Raw genomic sequence first — 25878 nt, forward strand, 5'->3', positions numbered from 1 at the left:
TGAAAATGCAAAGGCCGCTGCAAGGCAGCGGCCGGAGTTCGGGCGGCGTGTCCTACGCCGCGGCCTGAAGCCCGCCAAGGCTTCAAGCATAGCTTCAGCGGATGGTCAGTGCCTCGAGCTTGCCGCTGTTGCCAAAGACGTAGATGGTGTCGCCGACCACAAGTGGGCGGGCGCGCAGGCCATCGCTGTCGATACGCTCACGGCCGACGAAGCGGCCATCGACCTGGCTCAGCAGGTGCAGGTAACCCTCGAAGTCACCCACGGCCACGTAGCTGGAGAACACCTCGGGGGCGGTCAGCTGGCGGCGGGCCATCGAGTCGTTGGTCCACAGGGCGCTGGAAGAGCGCTCGTCGACACCTTCGACACTGCCCGACGCTTCACTGACGTAGACGTTGCCAAAGCCCTGGGCGACACCCACGTAGCTGGAGGCATCACGCTGCCACAGCACGCGGCCGCTTTCCAGGTCCAGGCCCGCGACGCGGCCCTGGTAGGTGCTGACGTACAGGGTACCACCGGACAGCAGCAGGCCGCCGTCGATGTCGACCACGCGGTCCAGCTCGGAACGGCCCTGCGGGATGGCCACGCGGCTCTCCCACACGGGCACGCCGTTGTTGATGTCCACCGCCACCACCTTGCCGGTGGACAGGCCGGCGACGGCCAGGCGGTTGGTGGCGATTGGCGCGCCGGTGCCACGCAGGGTCAGCACGGCCGGGGTGTTTTCGTAGATCCAGCGGCGGTTGCCGGTGGCGGCGTCGAGGCCGATCAGGCGGTCGTCCTGGGTTTGCACCACCACAACGTCACCGTTGTTGGCCGGCGGGGCCAGCACTTCGCTGGTCACGCGCGAGCGCCAACGCTCCTCACCGGTGCTGGAGTCCAGGGCGACCACTTCACCCTTGAGGGTGCCGAGCATCACCAGGCCGTAGCCCACGCCGACAGCGCCGGAAACCGGCAGCTCCAGGTCCTTCTTCCACACCACGTCACCGGTGATGCGGTCGAGGGCGAAGACTTCGCCGTTGACGTCGGAGGCGTAGATGCGGTCGTTCTCGATGGCCGGCACCAGGGTGTTGTAGGTTTCACCCTGGCCGTCACCGATCGAACGGCTCCACTGCTTCTTCAGCACCACTTCCTCGGTGAACTTGGTCAGCTCGGCCGGAGGCAGTTCCTTCTTGCTGTTGCTGCTGCAACCTGCGGCCAATACGGCCAGGGTCAGCACTGCTGCATGTTTCCAACCGATCACTTACGCATCCCCTTTGGCCAGGTCATCCAGCTTCAGTTGCAGGCCACCGACCGCTGCTTCGTCAGACAGCGCGGCCTTGGCTTTTTCGTAGGCACTGTGGGCATCGTCGGCGCGGCCCAGCTGCACCAGCAGGTCGCCCTTCAATTCCTCACGGCTGGCCAGGAAGGCTTTGTCGGCGTCACCGTCGAGCAGCTTCAGGGCATCTTCGGCCTTGTCCTGGGCGGCGAGCACGCGCGCCAGGCGCTGGCGCGAGATCTCGCCCAGGGTGACGTCGGCCGGCTTGTCCAGCACGCTCTTGAGCTCGGCAGCGGCGTCGTCGAGCTTGCCGCTCTCGACCGCGACCTTGGCCACGAACAGGCTGCCGTATTGGGCATAGGCGGTGCCGCCGAACTCGCTCTTGAGCTTGCCGGCCAGTTCCGCAACCTTGGTTGCGTCAGGCTGGCCGTTCGGCGTCAGGCTGGTTTCCAGCAACGCCTGGTACAGCTGCGAGGCGCCTTGCGACTGGTTGCTCTGGTACTTGTGCCAGGTGTTCCAGCCCAGCACCACCACACCGGCCAGCAGGGCACCGGTGAGCAGCGGCTTGCCGTTGCGGTTCCACCAGTCCTTTACGCCTGCCAGTTCATCATCATCGGTACTCGACACCCCAATACTCCTTTTCGCCTATTCGTTGTTGAACCGCGTTACGCCTGGGCGATCGCGGTTTCCAGGTGCTCAGCCAGAGCATCCCAGGCAATGTTCTGTTGTTCGCCCTGGCCACGCAGGGGCTTGAGGCCAATTTCCTGCTTGGCCAGCTCGTCGTCGCCGAGAATCAGGGCGAACAGCGCGCCGCTCTTGTCGGCCTTCTTGAACTGGCTCTTGAAGCTGCCGCCACCGGCATTGACCGCCAGGCGCAGGCCCGGCAAGCGGTCACGCAGGCTTTCCGAAAGGCGCAGGCCGGCCAGCTCCGCCTGCTCGCCGAAGGCGCACAGGTAGACGTCGATGGTGCGGTTGATGGCCTCAGGCACCTTGCCGAGGGTTTCCAGCAGCAGGATCAGGCGCTCGATGCCCATGGCGAAGCCGACGCCAGTGGTGGGCTTGCCGCCCATCTGCTCGACCAGGCCATCGTAGCGGCCACCGGCGCAGACGGTGCCCTGGGCGCCGAGCTTGTCGGTGACCCACTCGAACACGGTCTTGCTGTAGTAGTCCAGGCCACGCACCAGCTTGGTGTTGATCACGAACGGAATGCCAGCAGCCTCCAGGCGAGCCTTCAGGCCCTCGAAGTGCACGCGGGATTCTTCGTCCAGGTACTCTTCGAGCTTCGGTGCGCCAACCAGCACCGCCTGGGTGTTCTGGTCCTTGCTGTCGAGAATGCGCAGCGGGTTGCTCTTCAAGCGGCGCTGGCTGTCTTCGTCCAGCTGTTCCAGGCGCGCCGACAGGAATTCGACCAGCGCGTCACGGTAGCGGGCACGGGCTTCGCTGGTGCCCAGGCTGTTGAGTTCCAGCTTGACCGCGTCCTGGATGCCCAGCAGGCCCCACAGGCGCCAGGTCAGCATGATCAGCTCGGCGTCGATGTCCGGGCCGTCGAGGTTGAACACTTCCACGCCGATCTGGTGGAACTGGCGGTAGCGGCCTTTCTGTGGGCGCTCGTGGCGGAACATCTGGCCGATGTACCACAGCTTCTGCACCTGGCCATTGCCGGTGATGCCATGTTCGAGCACGGCGCGCACGCAGGCGGCGGTGCCTTCAGGGCGCAGGGTCAGCGAATCGCCGTTGCGGTCCTCGAAGGTGTACATCTCTTTTTCGACGATGTCGGTGACTTCGCCGATGGAGCGCTTGAACAGCTCGGTGAACTCGACGATCGGCGTGCGGATCTGGCTGTACCCGTAGGTATCCAGCAGGCCGGCCACGGTGCCTTCGAAGTAGCGCCACAGCGGCGACTGCTCTGGCAGGATGTCGTTCATGCCACGGATGGCTTGCAGCGATTTGCTCACGAAAAGTCCTTTCGAATCTGTGTGTCAGCTGCGGGCGATCAGCGCCGCGTCAGCCTCGACCTTTTCGGCCGCTTTCTGGCGGATGAGCTTTTCCAGCTCATCGACCAGGTTGTCATTGGTCAGTTTCTGCGCAGGCTTGCCGTCGATGTAGATCAGGTTCGGCGTGCCACCGGTCAGGCCCACGTGGGCTTCCTTGGCTTCGCCAGGACCGTTGACCACGCAACCGATCACCGCCACGTCCAGCGGCACCAGCAGGTCTTCCAGGCGCCCTTCCAGCTCGTTCATGGTCTTGACCACATCGAAGTTCTGCCGCGAGCAGCTTGGGCAGGCGATGAAGTTGATGCCACGCGAACGCAGGTGCAAGGACTTGAGAATGTCGTAGCCGACCTTCACTTCCTCGACCGGGTCGGCCGCCAGCGAGATACGAATGGTATCGCCAATGCCCTCGGCCAGCAGCATACCGAGGCCGACGGCGGATTTCACCGTTCCCGAGCGCAGGCCACCGGCTTCGGTGATGCCAAGGTGCAGCGGCTGGATGATCTGCTTGGCCAGCAGGCGGTAGGCTTCGACGGCCATGAACACGTCCGAGGCCTTGACGCTGACCTTGAAGTCCTGGAAGTTCAGGCGGTCAAGGTGCTCCACATGGCGCAGGGCCGACTCGACCAGGGCGGCCGGGGTTGGCTCGCCGTATTTCTTCTGCAGGTCTTTTTCCAGCGAGCCTGCGTTGACCCCGATGCGAATCGGGATGCCGCGGTCGCGGGCGGCGTCGACCACCGCGCGCACGCGGTCTTCACGGCCGATGTTGCCTGGGTTGATACGCAGGCAGTCGACGCCAAGTTCAGCCACGCGCAGGGCGATCTTGTAGTCGAAGTGGATGTCGGCAACCAGCGGCACGCTGACCAGTTGCTTGATCTTGCCGAATGCCTCGGCGGCGTCCATGTCTGGTACCGAAACACGCACGATGTCGACGCCGGCATCGACCAGGCGCTGGATTTGCGCCACGGTGGCCATCACGTCGTTGGTGTCGGTGTTGGTCATGCTCTGCACCGCGATGGGGGCATCACCACCCACCGGCACATTGCCGACCCAGATTTTGCGGGATTCGCGACGTTTGATCGGAGATTCGCCGTGCATGACTTACTGTCCCAACTTCAGGCGAGCGGTTTCGCCACTGGTGAACGGGGCAACATCGACGGCCTGGCCGTTGTAGCTGACCTGGGCGCCCCGGGCAAAGCCCAGGCGTACCGCGAACGGCGGCTTGCCAGTCAGCTCCAGGCTGTCGCCCTTGCGCTTGATGGCGCTGAACAGCACCTTGCCGTTGCCGTCGGACACCTGGGTCCAGCAATCGGCGGTGAATTGAATGGCAACCTTGGCGCTGCCGGCCGGCACGGCCACGGGGGCGGCAGGCTCGGCGGCGGCAACGGCTGGCACGCTGGCCACTGGCGCTGCAGGTACTACCGGGGCGGCGGGCGCCGGGGTGGTGGTTGCGCCATGGGCCTGGGGGGCGGTTGCCGGGGCTTGTGCCGGCGCCGGGGTTGGCGCGGCGGCAGTGGCAGCCGGCGCGGTTTCGCTGCTGGCAGCGGCGCTCGCCTGCGCCTGCTCCAACGGCAGCGGTGCGCTTTCCGGCTGTTGGCCCGCGGTCACGGCCTGGTCTTCAGGCTCGTCCAGCGGGTGAATTTGGGTGGTGCCGTCGGCACTTTCGACTTCCACGTGCTCCAGGGCCATCTTCGCCAGGTCCTTGCCCTTGAGGCTGCCCTGGTCCTGCCACCAGATGAAGCTGCCGCCCACCACGGCCACCAGCAGCAACAGGGTGACGCCACGCATGATGTTGTGCGACAGGCGCACCGGCTCTTCGATACGGCCCAGCGAATGCACTTCGCTGCCCTTGGCGTGGGTACCGGTGTATTGGTCGAAGGCCTCGACCAGTGGCGCCTGGTCCATGTCCATCAGCTTGGCATAGGCACGGATATAGCCACGGGCGAAGGTATGCCCTGGCAGCTTGTCGAAGGCGCCGGTTTCCACGTGGTTCAGCGAACTTACGGTGAGGTTGAGCTTGCGGGCCACCTCGGCTTGCGACCACTCGCGTTTCTCGCGGGCCTGGCGCAACAGCTCGCCGGGGTTCTGGCCAGTCGCTGCTGCTACTTCGGGATGCGCGGCTTTCATCGTTGCTCCGACAGGTATTGCTGATATTCCGGCGTACCGGGATAAAGTCGTTGTAATTGCTGGCCGCTATCGGCCAGGGTGCCCTGCTCGTCGAACACCCGGGCAAGACGGCTGCCCAGCAGCAGGCTGCGGGCATTGTGATCGCTCAACTGGCTGAAACGATCGTGGTACTCCCGGGCCGGCACATAATGCCTGTTTTCAAAGGACAACTCAGCCATTTCCAGCAACGCCCGGGGTTGCCGCGGGTTCAGTTGCAGGGCCTTGGTCAGGTACGCCTGGGCCTGGTCGCGGTTGTCGAGCTTGCGGGCCGTCAGGCCCAGGTTCTCGTACACCCGCGAACGTTCAGGATACAGGGTATCGGTGCTGGCAAGACCAAACATCTGCTCGGCTTCGGCAAAACGTTGCTGAGCATATAGGAAACTGCCGTAGTTGTTGCGAATTCGCGTATCACCCGGGCGGGCTGCGAGGGCCTTTTCGAAGTGCGCCTGGGCCAACGCCGGCTCGCCTTGTGCCTGGAACACCAGGGCCAGCGCCGCATGGGCGTCGGCATCCGCGGCATTGAGCGCGAGGGCCTTGCCCAGTGGCGCCTTGGCCTGTTCGGTCAAACCTTGTTGCAAATAACCCAGGCCCAGCTGGGTGTAGGCCCGCGCTGCGTCGGCCCTGCCCTGGCGGCTGGCCAGGGGGTCGCCCGCGCCGCCCGACACACAGCCGGCCAGCAGCGAAAGCGCAAGGATCGACAGCGCGGCGCGCAGGCTCATGGGGCCGGGACTCAGTGGCGCACGGCGCTGTCTGCGAGCTCAGCGTCAGCGGACAGCTGGCGCACGGCGATGTAACGCTCGCTGCGGCGGGTGCGGTCATTGACCTGGCCGACCAGCTGGCCACAGGCGGCGTCGATGTCGTCGCCGCGGGTGGTGCGGGTGGTAACGTTGAAACCACCGTGGTGCAGCAGGTCCTGGAAGCGGCGGATCGCGTTGTTGCTCGGCCGCTCGTAGCCCGAGTGCGGGAACGGGTTGAACGGGATCAGGTTGATCTTGCACGGCACGTCGCGCAGCAGCTCGATCATCTGCGCGGCATGTTCGGGCTGGTCGTTCACGTCCTTGAGCAGGGTGTACTCGATGGTCAGCACGCGCTTGCCACCGAGGGTCGACATGTAGCCCATGCACGATTCGAGCAGCATCTTCAGCGGGTACTTCTTGTTGATCGGCACCAGCTTGTTGCGCAGCTCGTCGTTCGGCGCGTGCAGCGACAGGGCCAGGGACACGTCGATGTGCTTGGCCAGCTCGTCGATCATCGGCACCACGCCCGAGGTGGACAGGGTGACGCGGCGCTTGGAGATGCCATAGCCCAGGTCATCCATCATGATGTGCATGGCGGCGATGACGTTGTCGAAGTTCAGCAGGGGCTCGCCCATGCCCATCATCACCACGTTGGTAATCGCGCGGTCGATCTTGGCAGGAACGGTCCCGAAGGATTTGTTCGCAAGCCACACCTGGCCGATCACTTCGGCGGCGGTGAGGTTGCTGTTGAAGCCTTGCTTGCCGGTGGAGCAGAAACTGCAGTCCAGGGCGCAGCCGGCTTGCGACGAAACGCAGAGGGTGCCGCGGTCGTCGGTAGGAATGTAGACGGTCTCGACGCAGCTGCCGGAGGCAACGCGGATCACCCACTTGCGGGTGCCGTCGGCGGAAATGTCTTCACTGACCACTTCCGGGGGGCGAATCTCGGCAACGGCCTCGAGCTTTTCGCGCAAGACCTTGCCTACGTTGGTCATGGCCGCAAAGTCGGACACGCCAAAATGGTGAATCCATTTCATCACCTGCCCGGCACGGAAGCGCTTCTCCCCTATCGAGTCGAAGAATTTTTCCATTTCCGGCTGGGTCAGCCCCAACAGGTTGATTTTGCCAGTAGATGTCGTCATGGATTCACCCTCACCCGTAAGCTTTCGCTTAGCGAGTGGTTACCTCGGTAGCAGCGAAGAAGTAAGCGATTTCGCGAGCAGCGGCAGCTTCGGAGTCCGAACCGTGAACGGCGTTGGCGTCGATCGACTCGGCGAAGTCAGCACGGATGGTGCCGGCAGCAGCTTCTTTAGGGTTGGTAGCGCCCATCAGCTCACGGTTCTTGGCGATGGCGTTCTCGCCTTCCAGAACCTGAACAACGACTGGACCGGAAGTCATGAAGGCAACCAGGTCACCGAAGAAGCCGCGCTCGCTGTGCTCGGCGTAGAAGCCTTCGGCTTCGGCTTTGGACAGTTGCTTGATTTTCGAGGCAACGATTTTCAGGCCAGCTTCTTCGAAGCGGGTGGTGATCTTGCCGATTACGTTCTTGGCAACGGCGTCAGGCTTGATGATCGAGAAAGTACGTTGAACAGCCATGGAAAACTCCAGAATATGAGTGTTACGAAAAATTAAACCCGCGAATTATACGCGGGTTCCAGGGGATTGCCTAACCTGCAGCGTCACGCTTAGTCGGCTTCTTCGATCCAGGCCGCCTGGATGGCCTCCAGCACTTTCTCACCGCCACGTGACGGATCGTCGCTGAATTCTGGCAAGGCCAGCACCCAACGGTGCAGATCGACGAAATTCACATATCTAGGATCGACTTCCGGCTTGCTATCTGCAAGCTGGATGGCGATCTCAAGTACATCAATCCATTTCAGGCTCATCAGGCAAACCTCAGTGCGGCGCTTCGGCAGCGTGGTTGAGCGAATACTTCGGAATCTCGATGGTCAGGTCTTGGTCCGCCACCACCACCTGGCAACCGAGGCGCGATTGGGCCTCCAGGCCCCAGGCCTTGTCCAGCATGTCTTCTTCCAGCTCATCGGCCTCTTCGAGCGAGTCGAAGCCCTTGCGCACGATGCAGTGGCAAGTGGTGCAGGCCTTGACGCCACCGCAGGCGCTTTCCATCTCGATGTGATGGTCGTGGGCCAGCTCCAGGATGTTGGTCCCGGCAGGCACCTCCACGGTCAGCCCTTCGGGGCAGAACTTCTCGTGCGGCAGGAATGTCACCAGCGGCATCGGTTACTCCTCGATCTCATTCAGGTTGCGCCCGGCCAGTGCGGCTTTGACCGTCGAATCAAGGCGACGGGCGGCAAATGCATCGGTCACCTGCGACAGACGCTTGGTCTGTTGCTCGATGGCGGCGCCATCGGTGCCGGCCAGCAAATCACGTAGTTCTTGCATCTGGAATTCGATGGCGTCGCGCTCGTCGCTGCTGAGCAGGCGCTCGCCGTCGGCGTCCAGAGCGCCCTGTACTGCTTCGAGCAGGCGCTCGCCGTCCACCTGGTGCTCACGCAGCTGGCGGGCCTGCTTGTCGGAGCCTGCGTGCTCGAAGGAGTCCTTGAGCATGCGGGCGATCTCGCCATCGGTCAGGCCGTAGGACGGCTTGACCTGAATGCTGGCTTCCACGCCTGAACCGAGTTCGCGGGCGGCCACGCTGAGCAGGCCGTCGGCATCCACCTGGAAGGTGACGCGGATTTTCGCAGCGCCCGCCACCATGGCCGGAATGCCGCGCAGCTCGAAGCGCGCCAGGGAACGGCAGTCGCTGATCAGCTCGCGCTCGCCTTGCAGCACGTGGATCATCATGGCCGACTGGCCATCCTTGTAGGTGGTGAACTCCTGGGCGCGGGCCACCGGAATGGTGGTGTTGCGCGGAATCACCTTCTCCATCAGCCCGCCCATGGTCTCAAGGCCCAGGGACAGCGGGATGACATCGAGCAGCAGCAGTTCGCCACCTTCGCGGCGGTTGCCGGCCAGGGTGTCGGCCTGGATGGCGGCGCCGATGGCCACCACCTGGTCCGGGTCGATGGAGGTCAGCGGGGTGCGGCCAAACAGCGCGCCCACGGCTTCACGCACACGTGGCACGCGGGTCGAACCACCGACCATCACCACGGCAGCGACTTCTTCAAGCTCCACGCCGCTGTCACGCACGGCGCGGCGGCAGCTTTTCAGGCTGCGAGCGATCAGCGGCTCGATCATCGCCTCGAACGCGGCGCGGCTCAGCTCGCCCTGCCAGGCACCGTGGCTGACGCTGACGGTGTCGGCGTCGGTGAGGGCTTCCTTGGCTGCGCAGGCGGCCTGCAGCAACTGGCGCTGGGTGGCTGGGTCGAGGTCGGCGGACAAACCGGCCTGCTCGATGATCCAGCCGGCAATCGCGTGGTCGAAGTCATCGCCGCCCAGGGCGGTGTCGCCACCGGTGGCCAGCACTTCGAACACGCCCGCCGTCAGGCGCAGGATGGAAATATCGAAGGTGCCGCCACCCAGGTCATAGATGGCCACCAGGCCTTCGGCATTCTGGTCCAGGCCGTAGGCCACGGCAGCGGCAGTCGGCTCGTTCAGCAGGCGCAGCACGTTCAGGCCGGCCAGGCGCGCAGCGTCCTTGGTGGCCTGGCGCTGGGCGTCGTCGAAATAGGCCGGCACGGTGATCACCGCCCCCACCAGCTCGCCACCCAGGGTGGCTTCGGCGCGCTCGCGCAGCACCTTGAGGATGTCGGCGGACACTTGCACCGGGCTTTTCGGGCCCTGCACGGTGTCGATGAACGGCATGTGCGATTCACCGCCAACGAAGCGGTACGGCATCTGCTCGCCGAGCTGCTTGACGTCTGCCAGGCCACGGCCCATCAGGCGCTTGACCGACAGCACGGTGTTCAGCGGGTCGCGTGGCGCGGCTTCGCGCGCCGCCAGGCCGACCTCGTTGTGGTCCGCCAGGTAACGCACTGCGGAGGGCAGAATGACGTTACCCTGCGCATCGGGCAGGGGCTCGCTACGACCGCTGCGCACGGCAGCGACCAGAGAATTGGTGGTACCCAGGTCGATCCCCACCGCCAGGCGGCGCTGGTGCGGCTGAGGGCTTTGACCGGGTTCGGCGATCTGCAGTAGGGCCATGCTTATCTGAATACCTTAGGCGTCATCACGGGCGACACCGGGTTAATCGTCGAGGCGCTCTTCGAGTTGGCGCACTTCTTGGGCGAGCTTGTCGAGGAACTGCATGCGGCGCATCAGGCGCTCGGCCTGTTCACGCTCGGCAGGCACATCCCAGCAGGCAGCGAAGTCCTCGTTGAGGCGGTCCTGGGCAACCTTCAGGCGCTTCTTGAACACGGCCACGCCATCGAGGTCGGCTTCGTCCTGCAGCTCTTCGAGCTCTTCGCGCCACTGCATTTGCTGCAGCAGGAAGTCGGGGTCGTGAACCGTGACTTCCTGAGGCACTTCGTGGCCACCGATGGCCAGCAGGTAGCGGGCACGGCGCGGTGCGCTGCGCAGGGTCTGGTAGGCATCGTTGAGGGATGCGGACTTCTCCAGCGCAACGCGCTGCTCGCGCTCGGAAGCGTCGGCGAAGCGGTCCGGGTGAACCTCGCGGGCCAGCTCGCGGTAGCGAGCGGCCAGCTTGTCGAGGTCCAGGCGGAAGCTCGGCTGGAGGTCAAACAGGGCGAAATGACAAGGAGTACCCACAGCCAGCCTCAAACGTTGAAGCTTTCGCCGCAGCCACACTCACCGCGCACGTTGGGGTTGTTGAACTTGAAGCCTTCGTTCAACCCTTCCTTGACGAAGTCCAGCTCGGTGCCATCGAGGTACACCAGGCTCTTGGGATCGATGATCACCTTCACGCCGTGGTTCTCGAACACCTGGTCCTCATCGGCCAGCTCGTCGACGAACTCCAGCACGTAGGCCAGGCCCGAGCAGCCGGTGGTGCGCACGCCCAGGCGAATGCCCTCACCCTTGCCGCGCCCGTCGAGGGAGCGGCGAATGTGGTTGGCGGCGGCTTCTGTCATGCTGATAGCCATCGGAACTCCTTGACTCTTACCTTGCAACGGGCGGCTTAGATCAAGCCTTTCTTCTGCTTGTAGTCGCGAACGGCTGCCTTGATGGCATCTTCGGCGAGTACCGAGCAGTGGATCTTCACTGGCGGTAGGGCCAGTTCTTCCGCCAGCTGGGTGTTCTTGATGGTTTCGGCTTCGTCCAGGGTCTTGCCCTTCATCCACTCGGTGGCCAGGGAGCTGGAAGCGATGGCCGAACCGCAGCCGTAGGTCTTGAACTTGGCGTCTTCGATGATGCCTTGCTCGTTGACCTTGATCTGCAGACGCATCACGTCGCCGCACGCCGGAGCGCCGACCATGCCGGTCCCGACGTCCGGGTCCTCGGCGTTCATCTTGCCGACGTTGCGTGGGTTTTCGTAGTGGTCGATGACCTTTTCACTGTATGCCATGGTGCAATTCCTTCCTCATCAGGGAGCCGCTCTTGCCGGCGACTGCTTAGTGGGCGGCCCACTCGATCTTGGAGATGTCAACGCCGTCTTTGTACATGTCCCACAGCGGCGACAGCTCACGCAGTTTGTTGACGGCCATGCAGACTTGCTGCGCGGCGTAGTCGACTTCTTCTTCAGTGGTGAAGCGGCCGAAGGAGAAGCGGATCGAGCTGTGCGCCAGCTCGTCGTTGCGGCCCAGTGCACGCAGCACGTAGGACGGTTCGAGCGAGGCGGAGGTGCAGGCCGAACCGGACGATACGGCGATGTCCTTCAGGGACATCAGCAGCGACTCGCCTTCGACGTAGTTGAAGCTCAGGTTCAGGTTGTGCGGCACGCGGGCAGTCTGGCTGCCGTTGACGTACAGCTCTTCAAGGTCCGAGACCTGCTTGAAGAAGCGGTCGCTCAGGGCCTTGATGCGCACGTTCTCGGCGGCCATTTCCTGCTTGGCGATGGCGAAGGCTTCGCCCATGCCGACGATCTGGTGGGTCGGCAGGGTGCCCGAACGCATGCCGCGCTCATGGCCACCGCCGTGAATGATGGCTTCCAGGCGCACACGCGGCTTGCGGCTGACGTACAGCGCGCCGATGCCTTTAGGGCCGTAGACCTTGTGCGCGGAGAACGACATCAGGTCGACTTTCAGCTTCTGCAGGTCGATTTCCACCTTGCCGGCCGACTGGGCAGCGTCGACATGGAACAGCACGCCGCGCGAACGGGTCAGTTCACCGATGGCAGCGATGTCGTTGATCGAGCCTACTTCGTTGTTCACGTGCATCAGCGACACCAGGATGGTGTCGTCGCGCAGCACGGCCTCGACCATAGCCGGGGTGACGATGCCGTCTTCGCCCGGTTCCAGGTAGGTGACTTCGAAACCTTCACGCTCCAGCTGGCGAGCGGTGTCCAGGACCGCCTTGTGCTCGATCTTGGAGGTGATGATGTGCTTGCCTTTGGTCTGATAGAAGTGCGCCACGCCTTTCAGGGCGAGGTTGTCGGACTCGGTGGCACCGCTGGTCCAGACGATTTCGCGCGGGTCGGCGTTGATCAGCTCGGCAACCTGGCGACGGCCATTCTCTACCGCTTCCTCGGCCTTCCAGCCGAACACGTGGGAGCGCGAGGCCGGGTTACCGAAGTTGCCGTCGACCAGCAGGCAGTCGGCCATCTTCTGGGCGACACGTGGGTCGACCGGCGTGGTAGCGGAGTAATCGAGGTAGATCGGCAACTTCATGGGTATCTCCTATCAGGCGGTGGCGTCGCTCGTCACTATTAATCGGTCAGTCGACGGCGGACGTCTCAATCTTGTCCAGCTGGGCGGTACGGCCTGCGACACGCCGCAGGTCCTGGCGCTGGGCGACTTCCTGCACCTCACGGCGCATGACGAGGTCGGCCAGGCTGATGCCGCTGAGGAATTCGTGAATCTGCTGGCTGAGGTCGCACCACAGGTGGTGGGTCAGGCAGGTGTCACCGGCATGGCAATCCCCGAGGCCCTGGCAACGGGTGGCATCGACCGATTCGTTGACCGCATCGATGACCTGGGCCACCTGGATGGTTTCCATACCCCGCGACAGCTGGTAGCCACCGCCTGGGCCGCGCACGCTGGATACCAGGCTGCTGCGGCGCAGCTTGGCGAACAGCTGCTCCAGATAAGAGAGGGAAATGCCCTGGCGCTCGGAAATGTCGGCCAAAGACACCGGCCCATGCTGCGCGTGCAATGCCAGGTCGAGCATGGCAGTGACGGCGTATCGGCCTTTGGTAGTCAGTCGCATGGCTAATGGGTACCACGGGAGTTACGGGATGTGTGCGAGTATGCGATTCCCGAGCATTTAAGTCAACTATAAGACCTACTGCTTTAGTCGGGTTTGCAGTGGGAAAGCGGCCGCGAGTGTAGCAGCAATGGGGCGTGAGCACACGCCCCATATGTCAGCACGCCATCAGCGCGGCGCAATCAATGCGACTGAGTGTCGCGCTGCGCCGCCTGGGTTTCGACGGCAAAGTCGTCTTCAGGCAGCTTCGGCAACTCCTTGGCGCAGTAGTCGCTGCCCATCCGGGTCAGCGCGCCACACATGCCCTCCAGGCGCTCGTCAACGGCCTGCAGGTGGTCGAGCATCTGGCCGATGGCGCGGGCCACGGGGTCTGGCATGTCGCCACTGACGCCATAGGCATCGAAACCGATCTTCTCGGCCATGGCCTTGCGCTTGGCCTCGACGCCATCGTCCTCACTGCTCTTGACGATGATCCGCCCAGGGATGCCGACCGCAGTGGCGCCGGCCGGCACCGCCTTGGTCACCACCGCATTGGAGCCGATCTTGGCGCCGGCGCCGACGGTAAACGGGCCGAGCACCTTGGCCCCTGCCCCGACCACCACGCCATTTTCCAGGGTTGGGTGACGCTTGCCTTTGTTCCAGCTGGTGCCACCCAAGGTCACGCCCTGGTACAAGGTGACGTCGTCGCCGATCTCGGCGGTTTCGCCAATGACGATGCCCATGCCATGGTCGATGAAGAAGCGCCGGCCAATGGTGGCACCTGGGTGGATCTCGATACCGGTCATCCAGCGGCCAAAGTTCGACACCAGCCGCGCCAGCCACTTGAACTCGCGCTTCCACAGGGCATTGCCCAGGCGGTGCAGCCAGATGGCGTGCATGCCGGGGTAGCAGGTCAGCACCTCGAAGGCATTGCGCGCCGCCGGGTCACGGTGGAACACGCTTTGAATATCTTCACGCAAACGCTCGAACATCTGTCAGTCCTTCCGTTTATGCGGCTCGCCCCGGACCACTTTCTGGGTCTCGGTGAGGATGCCGCGCAAAATGCTCATTTCCGAACGATCGACCGAGCTGCGCCCATACAGCCTGCGCAGGCGCGGCATCAGGTGCCGGGGCTTCTCGGGGTCGAGGAAGCCGATGTCCACCAGGGTTTTCTCCAGGTGGTCATAGAACAGCTCCATTTCGTCCATGGTCGCCAGCTCGCTGCCACGCTGGGCGTTGGCATCGGGCGCTTCGCCCCCCGAGGCTTCGCCTTCGCTCGCCAGCCACGCCATGCGCACCTCGTAGGTGAGCACCTGGACAGCGGCGGCAAGGTTCAGCGAGCTGAAGCCGGGGTTCGAGGGAATGTGCACGTGGAAGTGACATCGCTGCAGTTCTTCGTTGGTCAGGCCGGCGTGCTCGCGCCCGAACACCAGGGCGATTTCTTCACCACCAGCGGCGTGCTCCACGGCCTTGGCCCCGCATTCGCGCGGGCCGATCAGCGGCCAGGGGATGCTCCGCTCACGGGCACTGGTGCCCATGACCAGGTTGCAGCCAACCAGCGCCTCTTCAAGGCTGCCGACCACCTGGGCACTGGCCAGGATATCGTCGGCACCCGAGGCGCGAGCACTGGCCTCGGCGCATGGGAACTCTTTCGGCTGCACCAGCACCAGACGCGACAAGCCCATGTTTTTCATGGCACGCGCAGCGCCGCCGATGTTGCCGGGGTGGCTGGTATTGACCAGAACAACACGAATATTTTGCAGCAAGGTGTTGTGCTCTCAGATGCAGGTTTGGGGGCTATCGATCTTACAGAACCGACCAGCGTAACGCCATGAAAGCAAATGTGACACTTCTGCCGCCAAACTTTTCTGCTAGAATGTTCGGCTTTCTTCTTTAACATCTCCAGGTGACCCGCCCATGCAGCCTATGCTGAATATCGCCCTGCGCGCCGCTCGCAGCGCCAGTGAACTGATTTTCCGCTCCATCGAACGCCTGGATACCATCAAGGTCGACGAGAAAGAGGCCAAGGACTACGTCTCCGAAGTAGATCGCGCTGCCGAACAAAGCATCGTCAACGCCCTGCGCAAGGCCTACCCGAACCACTCCATCCAGGGCGAGGAAACCGGCCTGCACGCGGGCACCGGCGAGGAAGGCAAGGACTACCTGTGGATCATCGACCCACTGGACGGCACCACCAACTTCCTGCGCGGCATCCCCCACTTCGCCGTCAGCATCGCCTGCAAATACCGTGGCCGCCTTGAGCACGCCGTGATCGTCGACCCGGTTCGCCAGGAAGAATTCACCGCCAGCCGTGGCCGTGGCGCCCAGCTCAATGGCCGTCGCCTGCGCGTCAGCTCGCGCACCAGCCTGGACGGCGCCCTGCTGGGCACCGGCTTCCCGTTCCGTGACAACCAGATGGCTGACATGGACAACTACCTGGGCATGTTCCGCGCCCTGACTGGCCAGACCGCCGGCATCCGCCGCGCCGGCTCCGCCAGCCTCGACCTGGCCTACGTGGCCGCTGGCCGCTTCGACGCCTTCTGGGAGTCGGGCCTGTCCGAGTGGGACATGGCAGCCGGCGTGCTGCTGATCCAGGAAGCCGGTGGCCTGGTGAGCGACTTCAACGGTGGCCACGACTTCCTCGACAAGGGCCACATCGTTGCAGGCAACATCAAGTGCTTCAAGGCCGTGCTGACCGCCATCCAGCCGCACCTGCCAGAGCACATGAAGCGCTAAGCGCAGATTGCAGGCATGAAAAAAGCACCCCTCGGGGTGCTTTTTTTGTGCCTGGGGTTTGGCGCCGCTGGGCGGCGCATCGCGAGCTATGCTCGCTCCTACGGGATGCGCGAACGACTGGTAGGAGCGAGCACAGCTCGCGATGCGACGCCCCGCGGCGCCGGAAACCTCACTGGCCCGCTTCGCTAAGCATCAGCTTGCCGTTCTTATCCAGCGGAATGGTCGACCCCGGCTCACGGTCCATCTTCACCTGCCCCACCTGGTCACCGATGGTGTACTTGACGTTATAGCCCACCACCTTCTCGCTGATGTCGTTGACCGTGTTGCAGCGGGTTTGCGTGGTGGTGTAGGTGTCACGCTGCTGCATGCCTTCCTGCACCTTGTTACCCGCATAACCGCCACCGACCGCACCGGCCACGGTGGCGATCTTCTTGCCAGTACCGCCGCCGATCTGGTTGCCCAGCAGGCCACCGGCCAGGGCACCGACCACGGTCCCGGCGATCTGGTGCTGGTCCTTGACCGGCGCCTGACGGGTGACCGTGACATCCTTGCAGACCTCACGCGGGGTCTTGACCTGTTGCTTGATCGGTTGCACGTCGGTGACCTGGGCGTATTCAGGCCCCTTGTTCACCAAGCTGTAGGTGGCAACAGCACCTCCGGCAGTGACACCGACAGCACCCAGCACAGCGCCTACGAGCATTGATTTGTTCACATGAACCTCCTGTTGTACCCGCAGGGGTTACCCTGCTTTCTCCCAGCCTTGGAGCAAAAAAAAAGGCGCGAGTTCAACACTCGCGCCTTTCGGGTCGCCGAACGGCGTAGGAAAAACCCTTATGGACGGTCGTCCACACCCTCGGCTTTCGCCGGCGGAATCAGGTCTTCACTGCTCAGGTTCAGCCAGATCAGCACCACGTTGGCGATGTAGATCGACGAGTAGGTACCCGCCATTACACCGATGAACAGCGCCAGGGAGAAGCCGAACAGGTTGTCGCCACCGAAAATCAGCAGCGCGGCAATCGCCAGCAAGGTCGACACCGACGTGGCAATGGTGCGCAGCAGGGTCTGGGTGGTCGAGACGTTGATGTTCTCGATCAGCGAGGCCTTGCGCATCACCCGGAAGTTCTCACGCACCCGGTCGAACACGACGATGGTGTCGTTCAGCGAGTAGCCGATGATCGCTAGCACCGCCGCCAGCACCGTCAGGTCGAAGGTGATCTGGAAGAACGACAGGATACCCAGGGTCACCACCACGTCGTGGATCAGCGAAACGATCGCACCCACGGCGAACTTCCACTGGAAGCGGAAGGCCAGGTAGATGAGGATGCCGCCCAGGGCCAGGAGCATGCCGAGGCCGCCCTGGTCGCGCAGCTCTTCACCCACCTGCGGGCCAACGAACTCGACGCGCTTGAGGGTGGCCGGGTTGTCGCCGCCGGCCTTCTGCAAGGCCGCGCCTACCTTGGCGCCCAGTTGCGGGTCATCGCCGGGCATGCGCACCAGCAGGTCGGTGGTGGCGCCAAAGCTCTGCACCACGGCTTCGTGGAAGCCGGAGTCGACCAGCTCGGCACGCACCGCCTTGAGGTCGGCCGGGCGTTCGTAGGTCAGCTCGATCAGCGTACCGCCGGTGAAGTCCAGGCCGAAGTTCAGGCCCTTGTGCCACCAGCTGAACAACGCCAGCACGGTGAGGAGCACGGTAATGGCGAACGCGACATTGCGCACGCCCATGAAGTTGATGGTTTTCATCGCAGCTCCCTCAAACCCACAGCTTCTTGATGTCACGCCCGCCGCAGGTCAGGTTGACCATTGCGCGGGTCACCATGACGGCGGTGAACATCGAGGTGAAAATCCCGAGGGACATGGTGACCGCAAAGCCCTTGACCGGGCCGGTACCCATGGCGAACAGGATGCCGCCGACCAGCAGGCTGGTCAGGTTGGCGTCGATGATCGCGGTGTAGGCGCGGTTGAAGCCTTCGTGGATCGCGCGCTGCACCGACATGCCAGCCGCCAGTTCCTCACGAATACGCGAGAAGATCAGCACGTTGGCGTCCACCGCCATACCCATGGTCAGCACGATACCGGCAATACCCGGCAGGGTCAGGGTAGCGCCCAGCAGCGACATCAGCGCCAGCAGCAGCACCATGTTGCCCGCCAGGGCGATGGTGGCGATCACGCCGAAGCCACGGTAGATGGCGATGATGAACAGCGAGACGAACAGCATGCCCCACAGCGACGCATCGATACCCTTGGTGATGTTGTCGGCACCCAGGCTTGGGCCAATGGTACGTTCTTCGGCGAAGTACATTGGCGCGGCCAGACCACCGGCACGCAGCAGCAGCGCAAGCTCCGACGACTCACCCTGGCCATTGAGGCCGGTGATGCGGAACTGGCTGCCCAGCGGCGACTGGATGGTCGCCAGGCTGATGATCTTCTTCTCTTCCTGGAAGCTCTGCACGGCCACGTCTTTCTCGACGCCGTCGACAGTCTGCTTGACGTAGCGGGTGACCGGCTTCTGCTCGATGAAGATCACCGCCATGCTGCGGCCGACGTTGCTGCGCGTGGCGCGGCTCATCAGCTCGCCGCCGTGGCCATCCAGGCGGATGTTCACCTGCGGGCGGCCGTGCTCGTCGAAGCTGGCCTGGGCGTCGGTTACCTGGTCACCGGTGATGATCAAGCCGCGCTCGACCTGGGCGGAACGGTTGCCCTCACGGAACTCGAAGGTTTCAGTGGTGGCCTTGGACGCACCCGGCTCGGCGCCGAAGCGGAACTCCAGGTTGGCGGTCTTGCCGAGAATACGCTTGGCCTCGGCGGTGTCTTGCACGCCTGGCAGCTCGACCACGATGCGGTTGGCGCCCTGGCGCTGCACCAGCGGCTCAGCCACGCCCAGCTCGTTCACACGGTTGCGAACGGTGGTGAGGTTCTGCTTGATCGAGTATTCGCGGATCTCGGCGACTTTCGCCTGGGTCAGCGCCAGGCGCAGCACGGCAAGCTCGTTGCGCTCGGTGGTGGTCAGGTCGAAGTCATTGAAATTCTTGCGGATCAGGGCACGTGCCTGTTCGCGGGTGGCATCGTCAGCGAAGCCCAGCATTACCCCGCCATCCTGCTGCGGCAGGCTGCGGTAGCGGATGCGCTCTTTGCGCAGCAAGGTCTTGACCTCGCCTTCGTAGACTTTCATGCGGGCGCTCATGGCCTTGTCCATGTCCACTTCCAGCAGGAAGTGCACACCACCGGACAGGTCCAGGCCCAGCTTCATCGGGCTTGCACCCAGGTTCCGCAGCCATTGCGGGGTCGTCTGGGCCAGGTTCAGGGCCACGACGTAATCATCGCCCAGTGCCTTGCGCACGACATCCTTGGCTGGCAGTTGATCTTCCTGGTTGGTCAGGCGGATCAGGCCACTGCCCTTCTCACCCAGGCTCGCGCCCTTGACGGTGATACCGGCATCGACCAGCGCCTTGCTGACGCGATCGAGGTCGGCCTGCTTGACCTGCAGCGCCGAGCTGGCACCGCTGATCTGCACCGCCGGATCATCCGGGTAGAGGTTGGGAGCGGAATAAATGAAACCGATCGCCAGTACCACCAGGATCAGTGCGTATTTCCACAGAGGGTATTTGTTCAGCATCACGCCGCCCGTTCAAGACGCGGGGCGCTTTGCGCGCCCCGACTGGAAAAATGAAACCGGTAACTCAGATAGCCTTGAGCGTACCTTTTGGCAGGGTCGCCGCGATGGCGCCCTTCTGGAACTTCAGTTCGACGGTGTCGGACACTTCCAGAACCACGAAGTCATCGGAAACCTTGACGATCTTGCCGGCGATGCCGCCGTTGGTGACAACTTCGTCACCTTTTTGCAAGTTGCCCAGCAGGTTCTTCTGCTCTTTGGCGCGCTTGGCCTGTGGGCGCCAGATCATCAGGTAGAAGATGACCAGAAAACCGACCAGGAAAATCCACTCGAAGCCGGTACCGGCTGGGCCGGCGGCGGGTGCAGCTGCGTCCGCGTATGCGGCGGGGATCAAGAAGCTCATTGGGCACTCCTAATGTAATTTTCTAATAATGGATGCGAACAGTCAGGCCAACGGCGGCACAGGAAGCCCGCGTTTGGCATAGAAGGCGTCGACAAAGGCGGCCAATTTACCCTGTTGAATAGCCTCGCGTAAACCGGCCATCAAGCGCTGGTAATGGCGCAAGTTGTGGATGGTATTCAGCATGCTGCTCAGCATTTCGCCGCACTTGTCCAGGTGGTGCAGGTAAGCGCGGGAGAAGTTGGTGCAGGTGTAGCAATCACAGGTCGGATCCAGCGGCGAATCATCGTGACGATGGAACGCGTTGCGGATCTTGATCACCCCTGTATCGACGAACAGGTGGCCGTTGCGCGCGTTGCGCGTGGGCATCACGCAGTCGAACATGTCGACGCCGCGGCGCACACCCTCAACCAGATCTTCCGGTTTGCCTACCCCCATAAGGTAACGAGGTTTGTCAGCCGGCATCTGGTCAGGCAGGTAGTCGAGCACCTTGATCATCTCGTGCTTGGGCTCGCCCACCGACAGGCCGCCGATGGCCAGGCCATCGAAGCCGATGTTTTCCAGGCCTTCCAGCGAACGCATGCGCAGGTCCTGGTACATGCCACCCTGAACGATGCCGAACAGCGCCGCGGTGTTGTCGGCGTGGGCGTTCTTCGAGCGCTGGGCCCAGCGCAGCGACAGCTCCATGGAGGCGCGCGCCACGTCGTGCTCGGCCGGGTACGGGGTGCACTCGTCGAAAATCATGACCACGTCCGAGCCCAGGTCACGCTGAACCTGCATGGACTCCTCAGGGCCCATGAACACCTTGGAGCCGTCGACTGGCGATGCGAAGGTCACCCCTTCCTCCTTGATCTTGCGCATGGCGCCCAGGCTGAACACCTGGAAACCACCGGAATCGGTGAGGATAGGGCCTTTCCATTGCATGAAGTCGTGCAGGCCGTTGTGTTTCTTGATGACTTCGGTGCCTGGGCGCAGCCACAGGTGGAAGGTGTTGCCCAGGATCATCTCGGCGCCGATGGCCTCGATGTCGCGCGGCAGCATGCCCTTGACCGTGCCATAGGTGCCCACCGGCATGAAGGCCGGGGTTTCCACGGTGCCACGCGGGAAGGTGATGCGGCCGCGACGGGCCTTGCCGTCGGTGGCCAGCAGTTCGAACGACATTCGACAGGTGCGACTCATGCTTGATCCTCTGGGCCGCGTGGCGCCGGATTGCGGGTGATGAACATGGCATCACCGTAACTGAAGAAGCGGTAACCGTTGTCGACCGCCGCCGCGTAGGCAGCCATGGTCTCGGGGTAACCGGCGAAGGCCGAAACCAGCATCAGCAGCGTGGACTCCGGCAGGTGGAAGTTGGTGACCAGGCAATCGACCACATGGAACGGCCGGCCTGGGTAGATGAAGATGTCGGTATCGCCGCTGAAGGCCTTGAGCACACCGTCGCGCGCCGCGCTTTCCAGCGAGCGCACGCTGGTGGTGCCCACCGCGATCACCCGGCCGCCACGGGCGCGGCAGGCCTCGATGGCGTCGACCACCTCCTGGCTCACTTCGAGCCATTCCTTGTGCATGTGGTGGTCTTCGATCTTGTCGACCCGCACCGGCTGGAAGGTGCCAGCACCCACGTGCAGGGTAACGAAGGCGCGCTCGACGCCCTTGGCGGCGATTTTTTCCAGCAGCGCCTCGTCGAAGTGCAGGCCAGCGGTGGGCGCGGCCACGGCGCCGGCGCGCTCGGCGTAAACGGTCTGATAGCGCTCGCGGTCGGCGCCTTCGTCCGGGCGGTCGATATACGGCGGCAGCGGCATGTGGCCGACGCGGTCGAGCAGCGGCAGCACCTCTTCGCTGAAGCGCAGTTCGAACAGCGTATCGTGGCGGGCGACCATCTCGGCCTCGCCACCGCCGTCGACAAGGATCACTGCGCCGACTTTCGGCGCTTTGCTGGCACGCACATGGGCCAGCACGCGGTGGCTGTCGAGCACGCGCTCGACCAACACTTCCAGCTTGCCGCCGGAGGCTTTCTGGCCGAACAGGCGCGCCGGAATCACCCGGGTGTTGTTGAACACCATCAGGTCACCGGGGCGCAGGTAGTCGAGCAGATCCGGGAATTGCTTGTGCGCCAGCGCCCCGCTCGGCCCATCGAGGACCAGCAGACGGCTGCCATGGCGCTCGGCCAGTGGGTGGCGGGCGATCAGGGAATCGGGGAGTTCGAAGGAAAAATCGGCGACGCGCATGATGATGTTCGGGTTCGACAGGGCCGGGAAGTTTAGCCCAATGTGTGAAAATTGACCATGAAAGCCGATTGACCGGCTTGGGCGACCTCTCTATACTGCGCGCCACAAGCCCTGATGGCGGAATTGGTAGACGCGGCGGATTCAAAATCCGTTTTCGAAAGGAGTGGGAGTTCGAGTCTCCCTCGGGGCACCAATACATGTACATAGACGTCCAATGACGGCTACGCAATACCCAAGAAGCCCGCTAACTGCGGGCTTTTTGGTCTCTGGGATTCCACCCCCATCTCTTGTCAGCCACTCTCTTTTTGGTACATTTCCTGTACAGATTCCAGTTCGAGAATTGGAGGTGTACAGATATGCCGCTCACAGCCTTGCAGATCAAAGCTTCCAAACCGACAGACAAGCAATACATGCTTGGTGATAGTTCGGGTCTTGGCCTATTGGTTCACCCAAACGGAAGCAAGTATTGGCATTTTCGGTACACTTACCGTGGTCGAGCGATGAAAATGTCACTTGGTGTCTGGCCGGTAGTGTCGCTGCAGGAAGCTCGTGACAAGGCCGCAGAGTGCCGCCGACTCGTGAAAAGCGACATCAACCCAGGCGCTAAGGCTCGGGAAGATAAACGTGAGAAACGAGAAACCGGACTAAACACCTTCAAGCGTGCAGCCGAATACTGGTATCAGTTCAAAGCCGATTCGGGCCGCGCCCGGGCGACGCTGAAGAAGATTCGTGACTACCTAGACAAGGACCTCATTCCAGCATTGGGTTCGAAGCAGTTGGAAGAGATCACGCGGGCTGACTGCGCACGATTACAGGCAAGCATCGAAAAGCGTGGCGCGTTCAATGTCGCCGACAAAGCACGGACTTGGCTCAAGCAGATTTTCAGTCAGGCAATTGCTCGCGGATTGTGCGAGCACAATCCAGCGTCAGAGCTCCACACGATCGCCCTCGCTCCTCCTCCGACTCTGCACTATCCCCACCTGCACGAAAACGAGCTCCCAGAATTTCTCCAAGCACTAAGTAGAACCACTAGCCGCTTACCCGCGCGGGTAGCTGCTTGGATGGCAATACTGACTGCTGCTCGCCCCGGTATGGTTCGCTACGCGACTTGGGAAGACATCGATTTTGAGGAGGGAACGTGGACCGTTCCCGCAGAGCGTATGAAGATGCGCCGAGATTACGTCACTCCCCTACCCCATCAGCTCGTTGCGAAGCTGGTTGAGCTTCACCGACTAACTGGGCGCAGTCGCTATCTGTTTCCGGGCAATGGCAACAAACATGCTGTGCTGTGTGAAAACACTATAAATCTAGTCTTCGTGAAAATTGGCTATCAGGGACGGCTAGTCAGCCACGGAGTTCGTCACACAGCGAGCACGCTCCTCCGGGAGCATGGCTGGTTGAAGGATCACGTTGAGAGCCAGCTTGCCCATGTCGAGGGCGGTATAGCTGGCGAGTACAACCAAGCCCTTTACATGACACAGAGGCGCATCATGATGCAGTGGTACGCTGATTACCTTGATGCACTCCGTGAAGGAATGACCCCGGATCTGCGAGACCAGCTTGACGCGAGGGTAAACCAATTCCTATCGCACAAAGCGGCAGCACTATTGGAGATTCACGCCATCAGTTTTGGTCCCAATGGAATGGAAAGACAACGCGGCTCGCTTCAGCGATAGTTCTGTCGCAAGATTTGCAACGATTTTGCTTTGTTCGCGGGTCCATCCAAACAGGGCTGCGAAGCCGCCCTGTTTGGATGGACCTTACCTAAAAAGATCAACGGCACCACATCAGGCACTGGAAGCCACGGTATTCCGTACCCGCCCATTATCATTTCAAACACGAAGTCATGCGGGACACATCACTTGACCCGCTCGGATTGCGAGCGTAGAAAAGACGGTGCAAAGGCTGTCGTTGACAGCACCCCAGGTGACCTGAGCCTTGAAGGTCACGCCGCTCCCGCGGTGGTTCTCCCTAAGGGCGATTCGCATCCGGCAGCTCGCCCAGTCACTACCCATGTGATGGATGCTCTTACACATATAGCGCTCGTGCGCCAGATACACCGTACCTCGCTGCCCTGCAGCAACCTATCCGCTTGGCCGAATACTGCGCCAACCTGTGCCCGTCTCTTTCTTCTGGAAAGAGACGGGCACTTCTACCACTGCTGCAGCCCTGATCGCACAAGGCTTTGCGGCATTCCCCCTCGTGACAATCGGCGTGACAAACGCCGATGTCACCAGCATCAGCGCTGTAGATGATGGTGCCGCAGACCAAGGAATGGACTGCACCTGACTGACAGTCAGGTATGCCCCGGTCATCGCATTGCTGCTTGCACATGGCTCAGGATCTTCAGGCGCTGATCTCGTCAACCAGTGCTGCCTCCACCCGCCCACCGGCAACGGTGTACAGGAGGCCAGATCATGAGATGCCCTTGCTCCCGGACGTAAGGAGCCGCCAGTCCCGCGAAGAGGACATTCCCCACAGGTCGCAGGGGCCTTGATCCCTGATAACACTCAACATTCTTGGCGGGATGACGTGGGGCGCGGATCGGAGATCGGACGATGAGGTGACCGATATGGCATTGGTGGGTAGGCGCGATGGCCGCAATTTCGGCTACGGCAGGCAACTGAGCTATGCAGGGCCGCAGGCGTTGAAAGACATGTTCGGCGGCGGCCATTACGGCACGGTCAAGGCGCACTGTGATCGGTGGCAGGCATTCGTGAAATGGTGCCGCTCAGAACAGGGGCCGGGTATGAATGATGCGCGGCAGATTGATCGGAAGGTATTGGCGGACTATGCGGCGTATCTGCGCGACGTGGTTAGGCGCGGTGACCTCGCCATCAGCACCGCACAAAATCGGCTTTCCAGCGTTAACAGGGCCATGGCAGCGCTTCGCGGTGATCACCATGTGAAGTTGTCCAGCCCGAGCAAGGCGTTGGGAATGCAGCGCACCGGAGTTCGCCAATCGGCTCCGCAAGGCCAAGACCGCGATCAGGTTAAGCAGATCGTCGATGCGCTTTGCCGTCATCATCATCCACGCGTTGCCGCGATCGTTCTATTGGCGCGAGCCACCGGCATGCGCTTGCGTGAGGCCATCTTGGCTGACCTGCCACGGCTGAGCCGCGAGGCTAACGACCTAGGCAGGATCAACATCCAAGACGGCACCAAAGGCGGACGCGCCGGTGCCTCGGCGCCGCGTTGGATTCCGGTAGACGGTCATGTTCGAGATGCACTTGAGTTTGCACGCCAGATTTCGCCTGCGGGTAGCCGCAACCTGATTGCGCCAAACGAAAGCTACCTGGATGTATTGCAGAAAACCGTCCGCCCTGCCCGCTGTATCCTCCAGGCGCACGACCTAAAAGGTTTTCACGAATTAAGAGCTGCTTATGCTTGCGAGCGCTACGTAAAAATTACAGGACATTCTGCGCCCGTCAACGGTGGGTCGTAAGCGTCCGGCAAACTCACCTTCCGAACTCCAGTTTTAAGGGCGATGGTGTCCGCGTATTTTCAAGCGGACGCGATCACCCTTATCGCCAGGATTTCCATGCGCCAACGTAGCTCTTATCCCAA

Annotated in this window: 27 protein-coding genes and 1 tRNA gene; 4 read left to right on the top strand and 24 right to left on the bottom strand. The window is 62.6% G+C overall.

The features are described from left to right. Positions 1-94: 94 nt before the first annotated feature. The 18 genes from bamB to trmJ form a co-directional block, all read right to left on the bottom strand. Positions 95-1237, bottom strand: coding sequence for an outer membrane protein assembly factor BamB (gene bamB, locus F3J45_RS09270; RefSeq protein WP_167060677.1), 1143 nt, complete (start codon positions 1235-1237; stop codon positions 95-97). Continuing rightward, complete coding sequence (locus F3J45_RS09275; protein WP_167060680.1) at positions 1238-1879, bottom strand: tetratricopeptide repeat protein; 642 nt, start codon at positions 1877-1879, stop codon at positions 1238-1240. A gap of 38 nt (positions 1880-1917) precedes the next feature. Beyond that, positions 1918-3207 (bottom strand): histidine--tRNA ligase, encoded by a 1290-nt coding sequence (gene hisS, locus F3J45_RS09280; protein WP_167060683.1) that lies wholly within the window; start codon positions 3205-3207, stop codon positions 1918-1920. 24 nt (positions 3208-3231) lie between these two features. Then, complete coding sequence (gene ispG / locus F3J45_RS09285) at positions 3232-4341, bottom strand: flavodoxin-dependent (E)-4-hydroxy-3-methylbut-2-enyl-diphosphate synthase (RefSeq protein ID WP_167060686.1); 1110 nt, start codon at positions 4339-4341, stop codon at positions 3232-3234. Positions 4342-4344: 3 nt separating this feature from the next. After that, on the bottom strand, positions 4345-5370 hold the full coding sequence (locus F3J45_RS09290) for a RodZ domain-containing protein (RefSeq protein WP_167060689.1): 1026 nt from the start codon (positions 5368-5370) through the stop codon (positions 4345-4347). Further along, positions 5367-6128, bottom strand: a complete 762-nt coding sequence (pilW, locus tag F3J45_RS09295) for a type IV pilus biogenesis/stability protein PilW (RefSeq protein ID WP_167060692.1) — start codon at positions 6126-6128, stop codon at positions 5367-5369. The genes F3J45_RS09290 and pilW overlap by 4 nt, the downstream gene beginning before the upstream one ends. A gap of 11 nt (positions 6129-6139) precedes the next feature. After that, entirely contained in the window at positions 6140-7285 is a 1146-nt protein-coding gene (gene rlmN, locus F3J45_RS09300; RefSeq protein WP_167060696.1) for a 23S rRNA (adenine(2503)-C(2))-methyltransferase RlmN, read from the bottom strand. 28 nt (positions 7286-7313) lie between these two features. Beyond that, complete coding sequence (ndk, locus tag F3J45_RS09305) at positions 7314-7739, bottom strand: nucleoside-diphosphate kinase (protein WP_023533373.1); 426 nt, start codon at positions 7737-7739, stop codon at positions 7314-7316. Between the two features lie 89 nt (positions 7740-7828). Then, positions 7829-8029, bottom strand: coding sequence for a Fe-S cluster assembly protein IscX (gene iscX, locus F3J45_RS09310; RefSeq protein ID WP_167060699.1), 201 nt, complete (start codon positions 8027-8029; stop codon positions 7829-7831). Positions 8030-8039: 10 nt separating this feature from the next. After that, on the bottom strand, positions 8040-8381 hold the full coding sequence (gene fdx, locus F3J45_RS09315) for an ISC system 2Fe-2S type ferredoxin (RefSeq protein WP_027913689.1): 342 nt from the start codon (positions 8379-8381) through the stop codon (positions 8040-8042). A 3-nt stretch (positions 8382-8384) separates the two neighbouring features. Then, positions 8385-10247, bottom strand: coding sequence for a Fe-S protein assembly chaperone HscA (gene hscA / locus F3J45_RS09320; protein ID WP_167060702.1), 1863 nt, complete (start codon positions 10245-10247; stop codon positions 8385-8387). A gap of 42 nt (positions 10248-10289) precedes the next feature. After that, positions 10290-10811: a co-chaperone HscB gene (gene hscB, locus F3J45_RS09325; protein WP_167060705.1), complete on the bottom strand. Its 522-nt coding sequence runs from the start codon at positions 10809-10811 to the stop codon at positions 10290-10292. Positions 10812-10819: 8 nt separating this feature from the next. After that, positions 10820-11143 carry an iron-sulfur cluster assembly protein IscA gene (gene iscA / locus F3J45_RS09330; RefSeq protein ID WP_003248536.1) on the bottom strand — a complete coding sequence of 108 codons (324 nt, stop codon included), beginning with the start codon at positions 11141-11143 and terminating at the stop codon, positions 10820-10822. 35 nt (positions 11144-11178) lie between these two features. Continuing rightward, a complete protein-coding gene (iscU, locus tag F3J45_RS09335) occupies positions 11179-11565 on the bottom strand; it encodes a Fe-S cluster assembly scaffold IscU (protein ID WP_007929523.1) in 387 nt (128 codons plus the stop codon). Between the two features lie 46 nt (positions 11566-11611). Continuing rightward, entirely contained in the window at positions 11612-12826 is a 1215-nt protein-coding gene (locus F3J45_RS09340; RefSeq protein ID WP_167060708.1) for an IscS subfamily cysteine desulfurase, read from the bottom strand. Between the two features lie 46 nt (positions 12827-12872). Further along, the gene (gene iscR / locus F3J45_RS09345; protein WP_008092572.1) at positions 12873-13364 is read right to left on the bottom strand and encodes a Fe-S cluster assembly transcriptional regulator IscR; all 492 of its coding nucleotides are present in this window, start codon (positions 13362-13364) and stop codon (positions 12873-12875) included. A gap of 179 nt (positions 13365-13543) precedes the next feature. Beyond that, positions 13544-14332, bottom strand: a complete 789-nt coding sequence (cysE, locus tag F3J45_RS09350; RefSeq protein WP_167060711.1) for a serine O-acetyltransferase — start codon at positions 14330-14332, stop codon at positions 13544-13546. A 3-nt stretch (positions 14333-14335) separates the two neighbouring features. After that, a complete protein-coding gene (gene trmJ / locus F3J45_RS09355) occupies positions 14336-15106 on the bottom strand; it encodes a tRNA (cytosine(32)/uridine(32)-2'-O)-methyltransferase TrmJ (RefSeq protein WP_167060714.1) in 771 nt (256 codons plus the stop codon). A 151-nt stretch (positions 15107-15257) separates the two neighbouring features. Between trmJ and suhB the strand changes: the two genes are divergently transcribed. Beyond that, a complete protein-coding gene (gene suhB / locus F3J45_RS09360; protein WP_152956689.1) occupies positions 15258-16076 on the top strand; it encodes an inositol-phosphate phosphatase in 819 nt (272 codons plus the stop codon). A 169-nt stretch (positions 16077-16245) separates the two neighbouring features. Here the strand turns inward: suhB and F3J45_RS09365 are convergent, their stop codons facing one another. The 6 genes from F3J45_RS09365 to queA all read right to left on the bottom strand — a co-directional run bounded on the left by F3J45_RS09365 (position 16246) and on the right by queA (position 22311). Beyond that, positions 16246-16788, bottom strand: coding sequence for a glycine zipper 2TM domain-containing protein (locus F3J45_RS09365; RefSeq protein ID WP_167060717.1), 543 nt, complete (start codon positions 16786-16788; stop codon positions 16246-16248). 119 nt (positions 16789-16907) lie between these two features. Next, a complete protein-coding gene (secF, locus tag F3J45_RS09370) occupies positions 16908-17816 on the bottom strand; it encodes a protein translocase subunit SecF (RefSeq protein ID WP_167060720.1) in 909 nt (302 codons plus the stop codon). A 10-nt stretch (positions 17817-17826) separates the two neighbouring features. Then, positions 17827-19689, bottom strand: a complete 1863-nt coding sequence (gene secD / locus F3J45_RS09375) for a protein translocase subunit SecD (protein ID WP_167060723.1) — start codon at positions 19687-19689, stop codon at positions 17827-17829. A gap of 64 nt (positions 19690-19753) precedes the next feature. Continuing rightward, entirely contained in the window at positions 19754-20089 is a 336-nt protein-coding gene (yajC, locus tag F3J45_RS09380) for a preprotein translocase subunit YajC (RefSeq protein ID WP_056795769.1), read from the bottom strand. A 42-nt stretch (positions 20090-20131) separates the two neighbouring features. Beyond that, the gene (tgt, locus tag F3J45_RS09385; protein WP_205300457.1) at positions 20132-21247 is read right to left on the bottom strand and encodes a tRNA guanosine(34) transglycosylase Tgt; all 1116 of its coding nucleotides are present in this window, start codon (positions 21245-21247) and stop codon (positions 20132-20134) included. 14 nt (positions 21248-21261) lie between these two features. After that, positions 21262-22311, bottom strand: coding sequence for a tRNA preQ1(34) S-adenosylmethionine ribosyltransferase-isomerase QueA (gene queA, locus F3J45_RS09390; RefSeq protein ID WP_167060728.1), 1050 nt, complete (start codon positions 22309-22311; stop codon positions 21262-21264). A gap of 108 nt (positions 22312-22419) precedes the next feature. Here queA and F3J45_RS09395 point away from each other — a divergent pair. The 3 genes from F3J45_RS09395 to F3J45_RS09410 all read left to right on the top strand — a co-directional run bounded on the left by F3J45_RS09395 (position 22420) and on the right by F3J45_RS09410 (position 25756). Further along, positions 22420-22504, top strand: a tRNA-Leu gene (locus tag F3J45_RS09395). 163 nt (positions 22505-22667) lie between these two features. Continuing rightward, positions 22668-23987: an integrase arm-type DNA-binding domain-containing protein gene (locus F3J45_RS09400; RefSeq protein ID WP_167060730.1), complete on the top strand. Its 1320-nt coding sequence runs from the start codon at positions 22668-22670 to the stop codon at positions 23985-23987. An 896-nt stretch (positions 23988-24883) separates the two neighbouring features. Continuing rightward, positions 24884-25756: an integrase domain-containing protein gene (locus F3J45_RS09410; protein ID WP_167060733.1), complete on the top strand. Its 873-nt coding sequence runs from the start codon at positions 24884-24886 to the stop codon at positions 25754-25756. The last annotated feature ends 122 nt before the right edge of the window (positions 25757-25878 follow it).

It is taken from the genome of Pantoea sp. Ap-967 (assembly GCF_011752565.1).
In the GTDB taxonomy this organism is placed as follows: Bacteria; Pseudomonadota; Gammaproteobacteria; order Pseudomonadales; family Pseudomonadaceae; genus Aquipseudomonas.